The 18,199-nt window shown below is 39.3% G+C and carries 11 protein-coding genes and 5 tRNA genes; 6 read left to right on the forward strand and 10 right to left on the reverse strand.

Annotated elements, in window-relative coordinates; all coding sequences use genetic code 11:
- The first annotated feature begins 142 nt into the window (after window positions 1-142).
- Window positions 143-1,387 carry an NADH:flavin oxidoreductase/NADH oxidase family protein gene (locus FTU66_RS09765; protein ID WP_004972669.1) on the forward strand — a complete coding sequence of 415 codons (1,245 nt, stop codon included), beginning with the start codon at window positions 143-145 and terminating at the stop codon, window positions 1,385-1,387.
- 156 nt (window positions 1,388-1,543) lie between these two features.
- On the opposite strand, the gene FTU66_RS09770 is transcribed toward FTU66_RS09765, so the two are convergent.
- The 8 genes from FTU66_RS09770 to pyrC form a co-directional block, all read right to left on the reverse strand.
- Window positions 1,544-1,619 (reverse strand) — tRNA-Glu (locus FTU66_RS09770).
- Between the two features lie 55 nt (window positions 1,620-1,674).
- Window positions 1,675-1,750 (reverse strand) — tRNA-Glu (locus FTU66_RS09775).
- Between the two features lie 25 nt (window positions 1,751-1,775).
- Window positions 1,776-1,851: transfer RNA gene (locus tag FTU66_RS09780), tRNA-Glu, on the reverse strand.
- 288 nt (window positions 1,852-2,139) lie between these two features.
- Window positions 2,140-3,558 (reverse strand): amino acid permease, encoded by a 1,419-nt coding sequence (locus tag FTU66_RS09785; RefSeq protein WP_026438458.1) that lies wholly within the window; start codon window positions 3,556-3,558, stop codon window positions 2,140-2,142.
- A 110-nt stretch (window positions 3,559-3,668) separates the two neighbouring features.
- Window positions 3,669-3,744 (reverse strand) — tRNA-Glu (locus FTU66_RS09790).
- 149 nt (window positions 3,745-3,893) lie between these two features.
- A complete protein-coding gene (locus FTU66_RS09795) occupies window positions 3,894-4,052 on the reverse strand; it encodes a hypothetical protein (RefSeq protein WP_004972674.1) in 159 nt (52 codons plus the stop codon).
- A gap of 215 nt (window positions 4,053-4,267) precedes the next feature.
- On the reverse strand, window positions 4,268-4,930 hold the full coding sequence (rnt, locus tag FTU66_RS09800; RefSeq protein ID WP_096902181.1) for a ribonuclease T: 663 nt from the start codon (window positions 4,928-4,930) through the stop codon (window positions 4,268-4,270).
- On the reverse strand, window positions 4,915-5,949 hold the full coding sequence (gene pyrC / locus FTU66_RS09805; protein WP_004972678.1) for a dihydroorotase: 1,035 nt from the start codon (window positions 5,947-5,949) through the stop codon (window positions 4,915-4,917). The genes rnt and pyrC overlap by 16 nt, the downstream gene beginning before the upstream one ends.
- Window positions 5,950-6,146: 197 nt before the next feature.
- On the opposite strand from pyrC, the gene FTU66_RS09810 reads away from it, so the two are divergent.
- Window positions 6,147-7,406 (forward strand): GGDEF domain-containing protein, encoded by a 1,260-nt coding sequence (locus tag FTU66_RS09810; RefSeq protein WP_180112750.1) that lies wholly within the window; start codon window positions 6,147-6,149, stop codon window positions 7,404-7,406.
- Between the two features lie 116 nt (window positions 7,407-7,522).
- Here FTU66_RS09810 and argG read toward each other — a convergent pair whose 3' ends face one another.
- Complete coding sequence (gene argG / locus FTU66_RS09815; protein ID WP_004972682.1) at window positions 7,523-8,866, reverse strand: argininosuccinate synthase; 1,344 nt, start codon at window positions 8,864-8,866, stop codon at window positions 7,523-7,525.
- Window positions 8,867-9,477: 611 nt separating this feature from the next.
- Between argG and FTU66_RS09820 the strand changes: the two genes are divergently transcribed.
- The 3 genes from FTU66_RS09820 to FTU66_RS09830 all read left to right on the forward strand — a co-directional run bounded on the left by FTU66_RS09820 (window position 9,478) and on the right by FTU66_RS09830 (window position 13,153).
- Complete coding sequence (locus FTU66_RS09820) at window positions 9,478-11,511, forward strand: NADPH-dependent 2,4-dienoyl-CoA reductase (RefSeq protein ID WP_004972684.1); 2,034 nt, start codon at window positions 9,478-9,480, stop codon at window positions 11,509-11,511.
- Between the two features lie 129 nt (window positions 11,512-11,640).
- Window positions 11,641-11,730 (forward strand) — tRNA-Ser (locus FTU66_RS09825).
- A gap of 169 nt (window positions 11,731-11,899) precedes the next feature.
- A complete protein-coding gene (locus FTU66_RS09830) occupies window positions 11,900-13,153 on the forward strand; it encodes a tyrosine-type recombinase/integrase (RefSeq protein ID WP_373684824.1) in 1,254 nt (417 codons plus the stop codon).
- A 28-nt stretch (window positions 13,154-13,181) separates the two neighbouring features.
- Here the strand turns inward: FTU66_RS09830 and FTU66_RS09835 are convergent, their stop codons facing one another.
- Complete coding sequence (locus tag FTU66_RS09835; RefSeq protein ID WP_004782829.1) at window positions 13,182-13,448, reverse strand: AlpA family transcriptional regulator; 267 nt, start codon at window positions 13,446-13,448, stop codon at window positions 13,182-13,184.
- Window positions 13,449-13,696: 248 nt separating this feature from the next.
- Here FTU66_RS09835 and FTU66_RS09840 point away from each other — a divergent pair, with 248 nt between their 5' ends.
- Window positions 13,697-17,986 (forward strand): NACHT domain-containing NTPase, encoded by a 4,290-nt coding sequence (locus FTU66_RS09840; protein WP_180112752.1) that lies wholly within the window; start codon window positions 13,697-13,699, stop codon window positions 17,984-17,986.
- The last annotated feature ends 213 nt before the right edge of the window (window positions 17,987-18,199 follow it).

The raw sequence follows: 18,199 nt of genomic DNA on the forward strand, positions 1-18,199 counted from the left end.
ACCTTCAATATTTTTAAACAGCTATTTCGGCTGGCTGACTTGTTTTACCATTTTGACAATAAGATTTGTCAAAATGGCATTGACCTGTTCCGAAAAATCTTTAGAGTAAAAAAGACCAATAAAACACAATACGGAACAGTGTATGAGCCATCTTGCCGAAACAATTCAGATTCGTAATACCATGTTTAAAAATCGCATCATTAAAGGCGCGATGAGTGAGGCGCTTGCCAACACGGCAGGGCAGCCGAATAGCCTGCATTTAGGTCTATATGAAGCATGGGCAAAAGGTGGTTTGGGCTGTGCCATCACTGGCAACGTAATGGTCGATTTACGTGCCAAAAATGAACCGGGTGTTGTGGGAATTGAATCAGACCGAGATATAGAAAAGCTCAAACAGTGGGCAGAAGTTGGTAAACGTTATGGCATGGTGCAATTGGTACAGTTGTCACATCCTGGGCGGCAATGTCCGAAAGGTTTGAATAAAGAAACGGTTGCACCTTCGGCTGTGCCTTTTAGTCCAAGTTTAGCTTTGAGTTTTGGTACACCACGTGAACTACATGAAGATGAAATCCTCGATATTATTCAGCGTTTTGCCAAAGCTGCACAGATTTGTGAGCAAGCGGGCTTTGAAGGGATTCAACTGCATGGTGCGCATGGCTATTTGATCAGCCAGTTTTTATCGCCACTGACCAATAAACGCCAAGACCAATGGGGCGGCAATATTGAAAACCGTATGCGCTTTTTGATGCAAATTTATCAAGCGGTACGTGCAGCGACCTCAGACAATTTTATTGTATCAGTCAAACTAAACTCTGCAGATTTTCAACGTGGCGGCATCACTGAAGAAGAAGTGATTAGCGTGTTTAAAGCCATGGATGAAGCAGGTATAGATATGATTGAAATTTCAGGTGGTACTTATGAAGCACCCGCGATGGCAGGCTCTAAAGCTGATAAACGTAAACCAAGTACCATTGCCCGTGAAGCCTATTTTTTATCTTTTGCGGAATTGATTCGCAGTCAGGTGAAATGCCACTTAATGGTGACAGGTGGTTTTAGAACGGTAGTTGCCATGAATGCTGCTTTGGACAGTGGTGCATGTGACTTTATTGGGATCGCCCGACCATTTGCGGTAGAAACCGATTTAGCCAACCGTTTGTTGGCGGGTCAAGATGTACGTTACGGGGTCGATAAAATTAAAACTGGTATCCCGATGATTGATAAAATGGCAATTATGGAAATTATTTGGTATGCCGCGCAGTTCAAAGCAATTGCACAAGGCAAGCGTCCAAACCCAAAACTCTCGCCTTTAAAAGTCTTTTTCAAATATTTAAAAGGCAATTTAACTGCGGTGATTAAAGGACAGGTCAACTCACGTAAATCAGCTTGATTCGTATTTTTCAAACCTCAGTGGACGGATTCAAAGCTTAAACTATGGTTTTTGAATCAGTCCGCACAGATTGAAATATAAAACTAATGCGTTAGATAGCAAAAAGCCCAAGTCATATTGATTGGGCTTTTTGTTGAGATGTAAACATCTCGAATATGGCGTCCCTACGGGGATTCGAACCCCGGTTACCGCCGTGAAAGGGCGATGTCCTAGGCCTCTAGACGATAGGGACAAATAGAAGTTTATATTTTTAAACCATGTAACAACCAATGCAGTTGTTGAGAATATGGCGTCCCTACGGGGATTCGAACCCCGGTTACCGCCGTGAAAGGGCGATGTCCTAGGCCTCTAGACGATAGGGACTTAAAAAAATATCTACTTCTGAAATTGGCGTCCCTACGGGGATTCGAACCCCGGTTACCGCCGTGAAAGGGCGATGTCCTAGGCCTCTAGACGATAGGGACGTTTCAGAGGTGGGCGTATAATAGGGCGTATAAGGGGGGGTGTCAAACGCTTTTCTGCAATAATTCTGAAAAAAATGTTCAACTGAATAAAATTAAAACTATTCTGCTGTCGTGATACGTTTGAAGCGGTAAAAATCATGCTTTTCAAGTTATTTTTAAATGGACACATTTATTAGAGCAGCATGATTTTCTTTGTATTTTGCAGTATTCATTGCTAATCAACACAACTCAAAAAACAAGGCAATCCGAAGATCGCCCCTATTGTTTTACATCATCGCTAAAAAAGCATTATGATTTTTTGTGATAAATCATGTAATAACTGAGATAGCACAACACAATAAAAATCATACAGCCAATAAAACCTGCCAGCATTTCAGGGTCAAACACCATACTTAAGCAAGTAATAAAACAGAACACAAAACCTAAAATAGGCACTATTGGAAATAGCGGTGCAGCAAAACCTAAGTCCTGCACGGTTTTACCTTGTTTATACCATTGGCGACGGAAGTTAAACTGGCTTAAACAAATGCTCATCCAGACCACGACCATGGTAAATGCAGCCACACCCAAGAGGTTTTTAAAGATGGTTTCAGGCGCAAATTGTTCAGACAATAAACCTGGCATTGCACCGAGCATGGTGACCATGACTGCAATATAAGGAATACCACGCGCATTCACCTTAGAAAAAATCTGTGGTAATTGCTTTTGGTGTGAGAGCGACCACATCATTCGTGAAGCTGCAAATAAACCTGAGTTCGCTGCAGAGAGTAACGCTGTGATAATCACAAAACGAATAATATCTTCCGCATAAGGAATACCAATCTGATTAAACACCGTTACAAAAGGACTGCTGCTTACACCTTCTGCAGCCAAACCTGCAGCCTGATGTGGTAGCAAGGCACTAATCACCACAATGGTACCTACAAAGAAAATCAACAGACGGAAAATTGCGGTATTGATTGCTTTAGGCACGTTTTTGGCAGGGTCTTTGGTTTCACCTGCGGCAACACCAATCAACTCTGTACCTGAAAAGGCGAAATTAACAATTAACATGGTGGCAAAAATAGGGAATAGCCCTTCAGGAAACCAACCTTGTGCGGTTAAATTGCTAAATAAAGGTGCAGAGGTATAACCTTGATAAGACACAGCACCTAAAATTGCCATTAAACCCAAAACGATAAAGGCAATGACAGTCACGACTTTGACCAAAGATAGCCAAAACTCAGATTCTGCAAACAAGCGCGTGGAAATCATATTCAAACCAAATACAACGCCACCAAAAATCAGTGTCCAAATCCACATGGAAATATGCGGGAACCATTCCTGCATTAGCAACGCAGCGGCGGTAAATTCTGTGCCTAAAGTGACCGACCACGTGAGCCAATATAACCAAGTGATGGTATAGCCCGTGCCAGGTCCAATATATTGTTTGGCGTATGCCCCAAATGAACCTGAAACAGGCATGTGTACGGCAAGCTCGCCCAAACACAGCATCACCATATAGGCAATTAAACCACCAAAAATATAAGCGATGATGGCGCCAACGGGGCCTGTTTGTGCAATGACTTCACCTGAGCCTAAAAATAGACCTGTGCCAATAGCACCGCCCAGTGAAATCATAACCAAATGTCGAGTGCTCATCGCACGTTTTAAAGGCATAGTATTGCCTTGATGCACAGCATCATTTTGATGATTCGATGACGGCATAAGTGATAGGAGAAAAAATGAAATGAAGCGAAGTATTGTAGAGAAAAACTACAAATCTGCAATCTTGAAATAATAAATTTGGATTAGAAATGATCGTATAGCACGATAAATGGCGTCCCTACGGGGATTCGAACCCCGGTTACCGCCGTGAAAGGGCGATGTCCTAGGCCTCTAGACGATAGGGACGTTGCGAGGTGATGCGTATATTATGAATTTTTAGCGACAGTGTCAAACCTGAATCTAAAAAAACTGCCGCACTATTTGTTATTTGCTTAAAAAATAATACATCTTTAAAAATAAATCAGTGCATGTAAATTTGAATACGGTGCATCATTTTAATGATCAGGGGTTTGATATTGCTTTTCAGTGGTTGTTGTTTGTGTGGCTGCGGGTTGAGTGCTTGGTTTAGGTTGAGCAGGCTCACGATTCACAATATAAAGATACAACGCAGAAGGCGCGAGAATGACCAAAACCAAGACAATTTTTTTCAACATGGCAGAATCAATAACACAAATTGGAATATTGCCATTATAACCAAAGCCAGCTCAAAAGACTGCATGCATAAAAGCTGATTCGCAGTAAAAATCATTTTGATGCTCAGTCTTGTGGTTGAAAAGCACGAATCAAAACCACAACACTAAAAAGAAAACAGGACGACAAACGCAGTCTGTCATCCTGTAAACATCTCAATGTTCGAGTACAAATCGTATTATTGATCTGTGTTGAGTAAGTTCTCTACCATGTGCGGCGCAAGTTTATTTAGAATAAAACAAAACAGCTCTGCAGTTTTTTGCGTATCGTATAAAGCTGAATGAGCTTCTTTGCCATCAAACTCAATACCTGCCTGAATGCATGATTTTGCCAGCACCGTTTGACCAAACATCACCGCACTTAAAGTCACTGTATCAAACACTGAAAAGCTGTGGAATGGGTTTTGGTTTTTCGTGCCTGTGCGGGCAATGGCTGCTTGTACAAAGCCTAAATCGAAATGCGCATTGTGACCGACCAAAATGGCATGGGTACAATTCTGTTGGCGACGCACTTCATTGACTGATTTGAAAATCCGTTTTAATGCGGTTTTTTCATCTTCAGCCATAGCCATACGCATAGGGTTGAAAGGATCAATCCCAATAAAGTCCAACGAACGACGGTCTAAATTTGCCCCTTCAAACGGGTTGATATGCGCATGATACGCTTCACCTGGTACAAATTTGCCATCCGCATCATAAATAATTGGAATGGCAGCAATTTCCAACAAAGCATCGGTTTGGGCATTAAAGCCTGCGGTTTCCACATCAACCACCACAGGCAAAAAACCACGAAAACGTTGCCCCATCACGGGCAAAGTTGTATCTGTCACACTTTTCTCCATTGAATGGTTTTACCCGCATATAACGGAATAATTTGTTCACCATCCAAGTAGTCTAAACTGGTTGGAATGATTTGCTCTTCTTTCACCAAAGTAATGGTGTTGGTATTACGCGGCAAACCATAAAAATCTGCACCAAAGAAGCTTGCAAAGCCTTCTAAGCGGTCAATACGTCCAACTTGATCAAAAGCTTGTGCATAAAGCTCAATTGCCGTAGGCGCACTATAGCAGCCTGCACAGCCACATGCATTTTCTTTGGCATTTTTTGAGTGCGGTGCGCTATCTGTCCCTAAGAAAAACTTAGGATTTCCGCTAGTCGCAACTTCCAATAAAGTTTGTTGATGGGTTTGACGCTTTAAAATAGGCAAACAATAGAAATGCGGTTTTACGCCACCTACCAACATATCATTACGGTTAAATAATAAATGTTGCGGGGTAATGGTTGCTGCGACATTACGGCCTTGTTCTAAAACAAATTGCGCTGCTTCAGAGGTCGTAATGTGTTCAAGCACCAATTTTAAGTTTGGAAATTGTTGTAATAATGGTGAAAGCACTTCATCTAAGAAACGTTTTTCACGGTCAAAAATATCGACATGATTGTGCGTGACTTCGCCGTGCAGTAATAATGGCACTTGTTGTTCTTCAAGTTGCTCAATCACCGCATATACTTTACGAATGTCGCTCACCCCATTGTCTGAATTGGTGGTCGCGCCAGCAGGGTAAAGTTTAATGGCATTCACATGCGCAGAGGCTTTAATTTTCTTGACTTCTTCGGGAGAGGTTTGATCGGTAAAATACAACACCATACGCGGATCAAAATTTACACCTTCAGGGACGTGTGCCATGATGCGTTCACGATACGCTTCCGCTTCTTCTACCGTTTTTACTGGTGGAACAAGGTTAGGCATACAAATTGCGCGTGAAAATTGCTTGGCAAGATCGGGAACAGTACGTTGTAGTGCTAAACCATCACGTAAATGAGCATGCCAGTCATCTGGCTGGATAAGAGTAATCGTATTCAAGGCGCTGCCAGTCTGAAAAATAAAACAGATGATAATCTATAAATGTTAAAATGGTAACGTCGAAAGCCATAAAAAATAGAAATGCCTGAATTAATTGTTTCGACATTGTGTTATTTTTAAACCACTAAAAAAATTATATTCAGGTTGTTACAGTTTTGCTGTGCAACAATCGTGATTAAATGGAATTTAAAGCATCCATGGAATACAAATATAAGTTAGCCAAGCTACAGTACGACAAAGAAAAAAATGAAGAGTTGATTAAACGTCAACGTAAACGTGCGGGGCAGGTTTTTCCGAAACAACTGGAAGTTGAGTTTTGGCAACAGCATCTTGAACAAGCTCGGCACAACATTAACCAATATTTTTGGTCGGGCGTACTCATCTACTTTATTATCACCGTGCTGATGATTACTGGGGATTATTGGATTATTGATCGTAATTTTTTTAAACACGATTTTATCCACTCTTTACTAGGCTTGGTCAATGGCGCGTTTTGCTTACTGACCCTGTTCTTTTTTGCCCATTATAAAATTTTACGCCCGTATTATGCCTATGCCGCCATGGCTATGATTTTTTGGGCCATTGTGTCGATGACCTGGCTGACCATGACGGTGCATACCGAAGTGTTTAGACACCAAGCCATGATGATCATCAGCATGATTTATATTATGGGTTTTGTACTGACGGGGGTGAAGCCGTTTCACATGCTGCTGACTGGGTTAATGGCGGCTGTGGTTGCCATGATTATGCTATTAACCTTGTATATTCCAATTGATGTGATGGTGATGGGGCGGGTGTTGGTTGGCAGTACGGTAGTGGGTTTTTTAATCAGTAAAATGCTGTGTACCCGTGAGCGGATGATTTTTTTGGTCATGCACCATGCCCGACTTAGTGAAAAAATTAACCGTATTCATGCTGAAGAATTGTTGCATTTAAGTCAGCATGACGCGCTGACTAAAGTATCCAACAGACGTACTTTTGATGAAATGCTGGACAGCTATTTCGAACAGGCACGGCATGATGAAGTGCCATTGTCTTTACTTTTTATCGATGTCGATTTTTTTAAAAAATATAACGATCATTATGGGCATCAAAAGGGAGATGAAGTCATTTCAGCGATTGCCAAATCCATTAAAGACTCAATTCGTCACATGGATTTTGTTGCGCGTTATGGTGGTGAAGAATTTGTGGTGTTATTGCCAGAAACCGATGCGCATGGTGCGTATGCTGTGGCTTCCAATATTTTTAAAGCGGTTGAGCGTTTAGCGATTCCACATAGTCAATCTTTGGTTGACAGTAATGTCACCATCAGTTTGGGCTTTACCGTCTATAAAGGTGAGGCGGACATTTTTAAAAGCGATTTCTTACAACGTGCAGACCAAGCCTTGTACCGTGCGAAACAGTTGGGACGTAATCAAATTTATTACCACACTTTGCAGGTGGAAGAAGTGCTGTAAATTTTTCTATTGCAGCTTTCATTTAGTATGAATTGTTTAGTCCTCATGTTTAAACAAACATAAAAAAGCCGCTCAATTTGAGCGGCTTTCGATTTCACAAAATCATCACCAAGTGATTATTTGTTTTTGTCTTTCAATTGTGGCACTGCAGAACCTGAACCAATCGACAATAAGCCAGAATTGGTATAAAGACCCAATTTAGCGCGTGTATCGGTAATGTCTAGGTTACGCATAGTTAACTGACCAATACGATCCATTGGCGTAAACATTGAATCACCTTTCTCCATAGTTAAACGCTCAGCTTCATAAGTGAGGTTCGGAGATTCAGTGTTCATAATGGTATAGTCATTACCACGACGTAATTCTAAAGTCACTGTACCAGTAATTGCTTTAGCCACCCAACGCTGCGCAGTTTCACGTAACATTAACGCTTGAGAATCGAACCAACGACCTTGATACAATAAACGACCTAAACGTAAACCGTTAATGCGGTATTGTTCAATAGTATCTTCGTTGTGAATACCCGTAACCAAACGCTCATAAGCAATGTGCAATAACGCCATGCCTGGTGCTTCATAAATACCGCGAGATTTTGCTTCAATAATACGGTTTTCGATTTGGTCAGACATCCCCAAACCATGACGACCACCAATACGGTTCGCTTCAAGAATCAACTCAACAGGGTTTTCAAAACGCTGACCGTTTAATGCAACTGGCATACCTTCTTCAAAGGTAACCGACACTTCTTCGGCTTTAACTTCAACGTCATCTTTCCAGAACGCCACGCCCATGATTGGATCAACGATTTTGATGCCAGCATCTAGGTACTCAAGGTCTTTCGCTTCGTGTGTTGCACCTAGCATGTTTGAGTCAGTTGAATAAGCTTTTTCTTTTGACATTTTATAGTCAAAACCATTGTCGATAAGGAATTGTGACATTTCCGCACGACCGCCTAATTCATCAATAAAGGTTTGGTCTAACCACGGCTTATAAATTTTAAGCGCAGGATTAGTCAATAAACCATAACGATAGAAACGCTCAATATCGTTACCTTTATAGGTTGAACCATCACCCCAGATGTTTACGTCATCTTCTTTCATGGCAGTCACTAGCATTGTACCTGTTACTGCACGACCAAGCGGGGTGGTGTTAAAGTAAGGTATACCGCCTGTGCTGATATGGAATGCACCACATTGGATGGCAGCAATACCTTCCAAAGCCAACTGCATACGGCAGTCAACCAAGACTGCTTTTACCGCACCGTATTCTTCGGCTTTCTTTGGAATGGCATCATAGTCATCTTCATCTGGCTGACCCAAGTTTGCGGTATACGCATATGGTTCAGCGCCTTTTTGCTTCATCCACAATAAAGCAGCTGAAGTATCTAGACCACCAGAAAAGGCGATACCGACTTTTTTGCCTACTGGTACATTCTGCAAGATAGTTGCATTATCAGTCATTGCTAGTCCTAACTTTTTTAAAATAGGCACCACATTTGGTGGCCAAGGAGAATTCTAAACTGCAAATTATAGCACTCTTTAAAATGCTTGTTTTCGTTAAAAAAGCGCATTTGATAAAAAAATCAGGTTCAGGCTTAAATTTTCATTTAGAAATGGCAAACTTGGTATAGATGTTGAAGATCAAAACCTGCAATTGGGATGGTGCAGAATAAAATCACTTTTACTTTTGGGCGGTTTTATATCAAGTTTATATCAAGAATAGTTAGGGTCTATTGCCAAGTTTCATAACGCAATCTGAGAAAGTTTTAGCCACATGAGCAAGAACAAAGCACTGCTTTGTTTGCTGCGCAAGGGGACAAGCATATTTTTTGCTGCTATTGCGTTATGAGTCAGTCATTTAGAATGATTAAATTTCCTGCCTCATGCCTTATATCAGCTAAAAAACCTTGCGAGATATATCTCTCACGTCGCAAACATAGAAGAAGTGTCAACAGACCCTATAAATTGACGTTTGCGCCACACAGTCGAACTTTAGAGTCATAAACAGTTTATAAAAATCGGTTAAAGTATTCATGCAACAAGTTGCAAAGCTCATTATATAAGGACTCATCATGACAACTCGCTATGCAAATATTCTAAAACCATTACATTTAGGATTTACCACCATTAAAAACCGTGTCGTGATGGGTTCAATGCACACGGGTTTGGAAGATCGTTTTTATAATTATCCAAAACTGGCTGCTTATTTTGGCGAACGTGCCAAAGGTGGCGTGGGTTTAATTATTACAGGTGGTATTTCACCTAACCGTCAAGGCTGGTTATTGCCTGCGGGCGGTACTATGAATACATTGGGCGATGTTGCACCACATCGATTAGTGACACATGCCGTACATAAGCATGGTGCGAAAATTTTAATGCAAATTCTGCATTCAGGACGCTATGGTTATCAACCATTTGTGGTGTCTGCAAGTCCGATTAAATCTCCAATTTCACCATTTAAACCACGTAAAATGAGTGAAAGACAAATTTTAAATACCATTGAAGATTATGCGAAAACAGCTAGTTTAGCCAAAATGGCAGGCTACGATGGTGTCGAAATTATGGGTTCGGAAGGCTATTTACTGAATCAGTTTTTAAGCCGTCATGTGAATCAGCGTGAAGACCAATGGGGCGGTACGATTGAAAACCGTATGCGTTTTGCTTTAGAAGTAGTCAAAGCCATTCGCGCCGAAGTGGGTGAAAAATTTATTATCTGCTTCCGCTTGTCGATGCTGGATTTAGTCCACGATGGCAATACCATGCACGAAGTGATTACCGTTGCCAAAGCCTTAGAGCATGCGGGTGTGAACTTGCTCAATACAGGGATTGGCTGGCATGAAGCGCGCATTCCAACCATCGTGACTTCTGTGCCACGCGCAGCTTTTGTTGATTACACCGCAGAAGTGAAAAAACACGTTGAGATTCCTGTAATTGCATCCAACCGTATTAATATGCCTGATACTGCAGAAGAAATATTGGCAGCGGGTAAAGCTGATATGATTCAAATGGCACGACCATTGTTGGCAGATGCGTTTTGGGTCAATAAAACTGCGACCAATCGTGTCAATGAAATTAACACCTGTATTGCCTGTAACCAAGCGTGTTTAGATCATACCTTTAAAAATCAGCGTGCGACTTGTTTGGTCAATCCGCGTGCAGCCTATGAAACTGAATTGGTCTATGAAAAAACCAAGCAACCGAAGCGTATTGCAGTTGTCGGTGGTGGTGTTGCGGGAATGTCTGCTGCTACAGTTGCTGCTAGTCGTGGGCACCATGTGACTTTATTTGAAGCCAGCAACGAAGTGGGCGGTCAATTCAACTTGGCAAAAGTCGTGCCGGGCAAAGAAGAATTTCACGAAACCATTCGCTACTTTAAAGTGCAAATTGAAAAAACTGGGGTCGATTTGCGTTTAAATACCAAAGTCAACCGCGAGCAACTCGAACGTGAAGGTTTTGATGAAGTGGTCATTGCAACAGGTGTAGTACCACGTGCTTTAAAAATTGAAGGCAGCGATGCACCGCAAGTATTGTCTTATGCAGAAGTATTACGTGGTGCACCTGTTGGACAAAAAGTCGCTGTGATTGGTGCAGGCGGTATCGGTTTTGATGTGTCGGAGTTTTTACTGAAACCTGAACATCAGCCACAACCGCAGCCTTTGGCAGATTGGCAGCGTGAGTGGGGAGTCGATCCGAATCCTAACTATGTGACTGAAGGTGGTATGCTTGCTCCAGAAGTTCATCCCCCAGTCCGTGAAATTTATTTATTGCAACGTAAGACGACAGCTTTAGGTGCAGGTTTGGGTAAAACTTCAGGATGGGTACATCGTGCACAGTTGAAAAAACATGCGGTGCGTATGCTACGTGGTGTGCAATATAAAGCCATCAGCAATGAAGGCTTGTGGATTGAAATGGCAGGTCAAGACCAATTGTTACGTGTAGATAGCATTGTAGTCTGTGCAGGGCAGGAATCGGTTAAAGATTTAATGCCTGCGGCAGATGAAAATACTTTGGCTAACTATCATATTATTGGTGGGGCGAAGCTTGCTGCAGAGTTAGATGCAAAACGTGCGATTCGTGAAGGGGCTGAATTGGCTGCTAAACTTTAAAAAGTGAGGTGGCTATGCTGTTGTTTTGATGAACTTTAGCGCTGATTTGGTGAAACAATATTCACTTGAGTGCTTGAGTGGTATTTTTTACTTGTCATCAAATCAAAAGCTTCGTATCATGGCCCACATGGAAGCGTGGCAGAGCGGTTTAATGCACCGGTCTTGAAAACCGACGAGGGCGCGAGTCCTCCGTGAGTTCGAATCTCACCGCTTCCGCCAAACAATACTGTCCAACATTGCTTAACGCAATATAAGCGATTGATTATATTGGTTAAAGTTGGAATATAACGATACGACGCACGTTGACACTTGACGTAAATCGACAGTTATAAAGTAGTAAGAAATGTAGTAAGTTAAAGCTTACTACATTTTTTTTTGCGTGGTTTTTATAATGGCACGTACTCAAAATAAGCTCACAGCATTACAAATTAAAAAACTTAAGGCTGATCCGCAAAAGAGTATAAAAATAGGGGATGGCGGAAATCTATACTTTCGTGTTGATTCGAATGGGAGTCGGTATTGGATATTTAATTACACTCGCCCATATACGAGCAAGCGTAATGAAATGTCACTTGTTACGTACCCTGAGATGTCTTTGGAAGAAGCTCGTAAAGTTCGAGATGAATACAAAGTGCTTATTCAAAGGGGGATCGATCCTGCTGCACAACGTTTACAACATAAACATCAACGTAAGCATGAGTTAGATCATACTTTCCAAGTGATCGCAGGAAAGTGGCTTGAGAAAAGAGCGATAGAAAAGAAAGAAGATAGTGAAACGATTCGTCGTTTAAATCATGATGTCCTACCATACATAGCAAACTTAACCTTTGATCAATTAACTTTGGAGGTGCTAGAAGATCGAGTATTTCAGCCTATTCTCGAGAGGAAAGCATACGCTGTTGCAAAAAGGTTAAAGTCAGACTTAAATCAAATCTTTAAATTTGCTCGAAAAAGAAAACTCATTACTTATAATCCGATTGAGGATATTGAACTCCCATCACCACCAAAGAAAAATCATGCTGCAATTGTTGAACCACGTGAGTTAGCTTTACTTGTTAAGGCTGTATGGGGCTACGGTGAATTACATCCTAGAAGTTTAATTACTACCCAAATTGCAATAAAACTCTCTCTGCTCATTTTCCAACGACCTGGTGAGATTCGCCAACTTAAAAAATCCCATTATGATCGAGAAAATCATTGTCTAAAGTTTATTGCGAGTAAAACTAAACAAGACCATATTGTTCCACTCTCAAGTCAAGCAATTGAGCTACTTGATTCCATTATTAATCTCTATCCAGAAAACGAATATATTTTTGTTGGACGAGAGGGAAAAGGGTTTATTTCAGAAAATACAATGAATAAAGCACTAGAGCGAATCGGCTTTGCAGGAAAGCATACGGCACATGGTTCACGTGCTACAGCAAGAACACTATTGGCTGAGATTTTTAAGCAACCAGCAGAGCATATTGAGCATCAGTTAGCCCATAGAGTCAAAGATCCTAACGGTACAGCTTACAATAGGACACGGTTCTTAGATGATCGCAGAGAAATGATGCAGAAATGGGCGGATTATTTGTATGACCTTTTAAATGATAGAAAGATTGAAACAACGCTATTCCAAAAAGATTTAAGCCTGTCATGAGACAGGCTTTAAGGAAATAAAATAGTCGCTACACAGCTCTATTTTTGCTTGCTATCCATTGATTAATTTGATCTTCCGACCATGTTGGCATGCTTGCAGTAATATAGGTCGGAGCAGGAAAGTCTCCACGTTTTATGAGCTTCCAAAGCATAGACTCAGAAATGTTGAGTAAGCCAGTGGTTGCATTACGATGGGAGAGAGTTCGTGTGCGACCAGAACGGTCTACATAGACCTTACCAGCACGTGCTGGATAGTTTACGAGATCTTTCACCCGATAAAGTTTTGCAATAGACATTGTCTGTCTACTCCTTCTTTTTATAGTTAAGCAAGATTGCTTGAAGAGGAGCTTAGCAAAAGAAAAAAAATGACAATTCCAAAAGTATAAAATTGAGGAAAAAATTGCTTAAAATTTTATAGCTGAATTTTGAATAAGAATTCTTTTAATAGTGTCGAGAAATTAAATCAAAAACTAGCAGGCTTTATCAAAATTTTCACAGTAATAGGTATACTACTGATAATTTAAGAATAATTTCTGAATAAATTATGAATCAATATATTCAACTAAACCGTAAATTTTCCCCAATAACACCTAAACAAAATCTAGATGTAGCTAACTTGGATTATTCGTTGACTACAGTATATGGTGAAGAAAAAACATGGGATGACTTGTTAGCTGAGTATAGATGTGTAATTTTGGCCGAAGCAGGCGCAGGAAAAACAAAAGAATTTGAAGAATGTGCAAAAAGGATTCAAGCACAAGGTAAATTCTCTTTTTTTATCAGAATTGAAGATATTGATAGTGAATTTGTAGATGCATTTGAAGTAGGAGACGAATCTCTGCTTGATGAATGGCTCGACTCTGCTGATCCAGCATGGTTTTTTTTAGATTCGGTAGATGAAGCACGTTTAAAGGATCCAAAACAATTTGAGAAAGCAATTAGAAAATTTGCAAAGAAAGTTAAGCCCGCTGCACGTAGATGTCATATTTATATTTCGAGTCGTCCTTATAGTTGGGGATTTGAAAGTGATGAAAACTTTTTAGATAAAGAGTTATATTACGGGATTACAGATAATCAGGATGAATCTAATAAGGAAGAAAAAGTAAAAAGTGCGCTAAAAGTTTTTTCTCTTTCTCCTTTGAATCTTGATGATATTAAATTTTTTTGTGAAATTAGATCAGTTGAGAACATTCCAAGTCTTCTTAATCAGATTGAAAGGTATGATCTTCTTGGATTGGCAGAAAGACCTTTTGATTTGGATAATATTATTGATAAATGGCGAAAAGACAGTGTCTTAGGCTCTAGAACTGAGATAATTAAGCATAATATTCAACAAAGACTAACTGATAGACATGCTACAAGTAGAAGAGCTTTAAATATACCTCTAGAAAAACTTCAAGAAGGAGCTCAACGTTTAGCTGCTGCAGTAATATTGACTCGTAAAGCTAACATTAATGTACCTAACTCGCATCTGAATATTGACAATATAGATCCAATTGAAATTCTCCCAGACTGGACTCGTGAAGAAATTCTCGCTTTATTAGGCTGTGGCATTTTTAATGATATTGTCTATGACGCAGTTCGTTTTAGACATAGGGATATTAGGGAGTTTTTAGCAGCTCAATGGTTTATAAAATTGCTGAGAGGCGATAATCGATTGGAAATAGAATCTCTATTCTTTAGAGAACAATTTGGGGAAAGAATAGTAACACCCACGTTAAGATGTGTTCTACCTTGGATAATTTTAGAAGATCAACAAACATGTGATCATGTTTTGAAGAACCAACCTGAAATCGCTTTTGAAGGTGGAGACCCTTCGCAGTTAACGCTTGATACTAGAAAAAAAATATTTGTAAATTTTGTAGAAAGAATAACAAATAACTTAGATAACAGAACTGTAAGGGATAATGACTCAATAGCTAAAATATCAAACAAAGATTTAGAAGAAAATGTTCTGGAACTTATACAAAAATATTCAGCTAATGAGGATGCTATATTCTTTTTAGGTCGTATGGTTTGGCAAGGTCAACTTGATAAATGTGTTCCTGCATTAATAGATATAGCTTTAGATCAAGTTAATGGTATGTATGCTAGACGTATAGCAACTAGAGCTGTCATGTCATGTGGATCAGAACAACAAAGAAAGCAGCTTTGGAAGGCTTTGAATGCTAGTGGAGAAATATTAGAGCGTAGACTCATAGTAGAGCTAGTTAGTGAAATTGATCAACCGGATGTAGAATTTATAAGTCTAGTAATTGATTCATTGAAAAATTCAGAAACATATCAGAAATATGAATATAGTGGGCTGAGTAGAGCTTTACAAAAATTAATAGAAAAGTGTAATGAGCAGTTAAAATTTGATTTTTTATTAGGGTTAATTGGACTTCTGCATATACAGCCTTATATTGATAAGAAAAATTGTAAAATTTCTGAGAAATATGGTGGGTGTTTAAAGTTAGCTTACAAGATTATTGAGCAATTGATTCTATTGCGTAGCCAATTCATGTTGGAAACTTCAGTACTTGAACTATTAGTACAAGGACAGCGATTAATTCACTATAACGATTATGATGAAAATGAAGAGAAAAATAATTTAAGTAAATTAATTCCACAGTGGAAAGAGTTAAATGAGGCACTCTATTACAAAACAATAGAAATAGCGCGCAAAGATCATAAGCAGAGCAAAAATGAGGAATTAACTGATGATTGGCAATATTGTTATTATGGTCAATTTTGGCAATTTGATAGTGCAAATTTTGAAAGGTTACTCCAATTTATTCCTCTAAAGCAGACAGATGCAGAGAAACTTATTGTTTTGAACAGAGCTTATTACATTTATACAAGAGAGAATAAGCCTAGCTGGATGTTTGGAAATCTACAACAAGCCATCGAGGGAAATAGTGTGCTTACTAATCGACTCAAGGAATTAGTGAGTCCATTTATAAATGAGGATGTTTTAAAGTATGAACGTGAGGAACAAGACAGAAAAACTGAAATAGATAATGAATTAATTGAACGAACAACTGCTAGAAAGCAATGGATGCAATCTTTACAACATGATCCACAGCGCCTTTTCACATCTTCTAACTATCTTGAAGGACATTTAACTAACGATATCTGTTGGCTAATGCAAGAATTTAAAAATCCTGAGATTTCATCGAAACGAGATGGTTATGCAGATTGGAAGCAACTGACACCAGAATTTGGAGAAGAGGTTTCATCTGCATATCGTGAATCAGCTATAAAATTTTGGAGAATTTATAAGCCTTCTTTATATTCTGAAGAGGAGATCGAAAAAAATTCTACTCCTTATGCTGTCATTTTTGGTCTTGCTGGACTAGAAATAGAAGCAAGCGAAGAACAAAATTTTCCTCACAATCTGACTAGAGATGAAGTGTCACATGCATTACGTTATCTAAATTGGGAACTCAATGGTTTTCCAACATGGCTTGAGAAAATGTATCAAGCTTTCCCTAATGACGTAATTGATGCAGTCATGAAGGAGGTAAATTGGGAGCTTCAGCAATCAAGCACAGATAATAAGGAGAATTATAATCATATTGTTCATGATCTTCTCTTTTATGCCCCATGGATTCATGATGCTATTGCACCAAAAATTTACCAATGGTTAGTCAGTAATACTAAAAATATCCATCATGATACAGTTAAGTATTTATTACAAATTCTATTAAATTCTGAGTTGGAGAGAGAGAGTTATTTTGAATTAGCTAACAGGCAAATTAATGAAGCAAAAAGTGTCAGAGATAAGGCATGGTGGTTTGCTTTATTGGTAGATAGTAACCCTGAAGTTGGTATCAATGATTTAGCAGTTTGGTTGAACAGTTTAGACCTAGAAGATAGGAAGTATGCTGCTCAAATATTTATATGTCATTTATTAGGCGAAAGAGATTCGATTAATGGTAGAGCCGGTAAAGATGAGTATAAAAAAATAAAGAATCTGAAAGCACTGTATTCATTGATTAATAGATATATAAAATACGAAGAAGATATACATAGAGCTGGTACTGGTGTTTATAGTCCGGGCTTAAGAGATCATGCTCAAGATGCTAGAGACCAGCTTTTTAAGCTTTTACAAAATACTCCAACTTCTGAAAGTTATTATGCTCTGAAAGAGCTAGAAAGTCTTGAAGTTGACCTAAATCGTAAGTCATGGCTCAACCAATTAGCTACGCATATTGCTGTGACTTGTGGAGATATAGAACCATTTAAATTGGATAATGTATTGGAGTTAGAAAACTCACGAAATATTATTCCAACGTCTCATAAAATGTTATTCGACTTAGCACTTTTAAAAATTTTGAAGTTAAAGGATTGGCTAGAAAATGGTGATGATAGCCCGTATCAGGTATGGAAATTAGCTCAGGGTGAAACGGTTGTTAGAAATTTAATCGCAGGGTGGTTACGACAGGAATCAAATCATAAGTATGTCATTAGTCAAGAAAACGAACTAGCTAATGCTCAGCGTACAGATATTCGATTTGAAAATAATAATGTGGTTTCCCCTGTACCAATAGAATTAAAACTTCTTGATAAAGGATGGAGCGGTCCCGATTTATGTGAACGTCTAAGAAATCAGCTAGTTGGTGATTATTTACGTGAAATTAGTGCAGGCTGCGGAGTTTTTTTGTTGGTTGCTCAAAATTGCAATAAGAATAAGAAATGGGAGATTAATGGAGAGTTAACCAACTTAGAAGATCTTGAAGATGCTTTGGATAGATATTGGCAGGGAATTGCCAAGGATTGGCCTAGTATTGATACGATAAAAGTTATAGTTATAGACCTAAATAGAAGATCAAAAATTTCATCAACATAGATTATGTAGCTCAAGATGAGTTGGTTTTCAAAACTATACTGTTTAATGACTAAGTTTGGTCCTATGAGCAAGCCTACCTGTAGCTAGGTAGTGTTCAAAAAACTGTGTCATTTCCTTAAACTGTTAAAAACAGGAATGATGCATTATGGCAACTACATTTGATTTTGAAACAGCCTTAAAACAACTCCAGTCAGGACAAGCACTGACTGGAGA

Origin of the sequence: Acinetobacter sp. YH12131 (genome assembly GCF_013418635.1) — a bacterium.
Lineage (GTDB): Bacteria > Pseudomonadota > Gammaproteobacteria > Pseudomonadales > Moraxellaceae > Acinetobacter > Acinetobacter towneri.

Coding starts and splice junctions, on each gene's coding strand:
- FTU66_RS09765 (WP_004972669.1), top strand. CDS start 143: ATGAGCCATCTTGCCGAAACAATTCAGATTCGTAATACCATGTTTAAA.
- FTU66_RS09785 (WP_026438458.1), bottom strand. CDS start 3,558: ATGCCGTCATCGAATCATCAAAATGATGCTGTGCATCAAGGCAATACT.
- FTU66_RS09795 (WP_004972674.1), bottom strand. CDS start 4,052: ATGTTGAAAAAAATTGTCTTGGTTTTGGTCATTCTCGCGCCTTCTGCG.
- rnt (WP_096902181.1), bottom strand. CDS start 4,930: ATGGAGAAAAGTGTGACAGATACAACTTTGCCCGTGATGGGGCAACGT.
- FTU66_RS09810 (WP_180112750.1), top strand. CDS start 6,147: ATGGAATACAAATATAAGTTAGCCAAGCTACAGTACGACAAAGAAAAA.
- argG (WP_004972682.1), bottom strand. CDS start 8,866: ATGACTGATAATGCAACTATCTTGCAGAATGTACCAGTAGGCAAAAAA.
- FTU66_RS09820 (WP_004972684.1), top strand. CDS start 9,478: ATGACAACTCGCTATGCAAATATTCTAAAACCATTACATTTAGGATTT.
- FTU66_RS09835 (WP_004782829.1), bottom strand. CDS start 13,448: ATGTCTATTGCAAAACTTTATCGGGTGAAAGATCTCGTAAACTATCCA.
- FTU66_RS09840 (WP_180112752.1), top strand. CDS start 13,697: ATGAATCAATATATTCAACTAAACCGTAAATTTTCCCCAATAACACCT.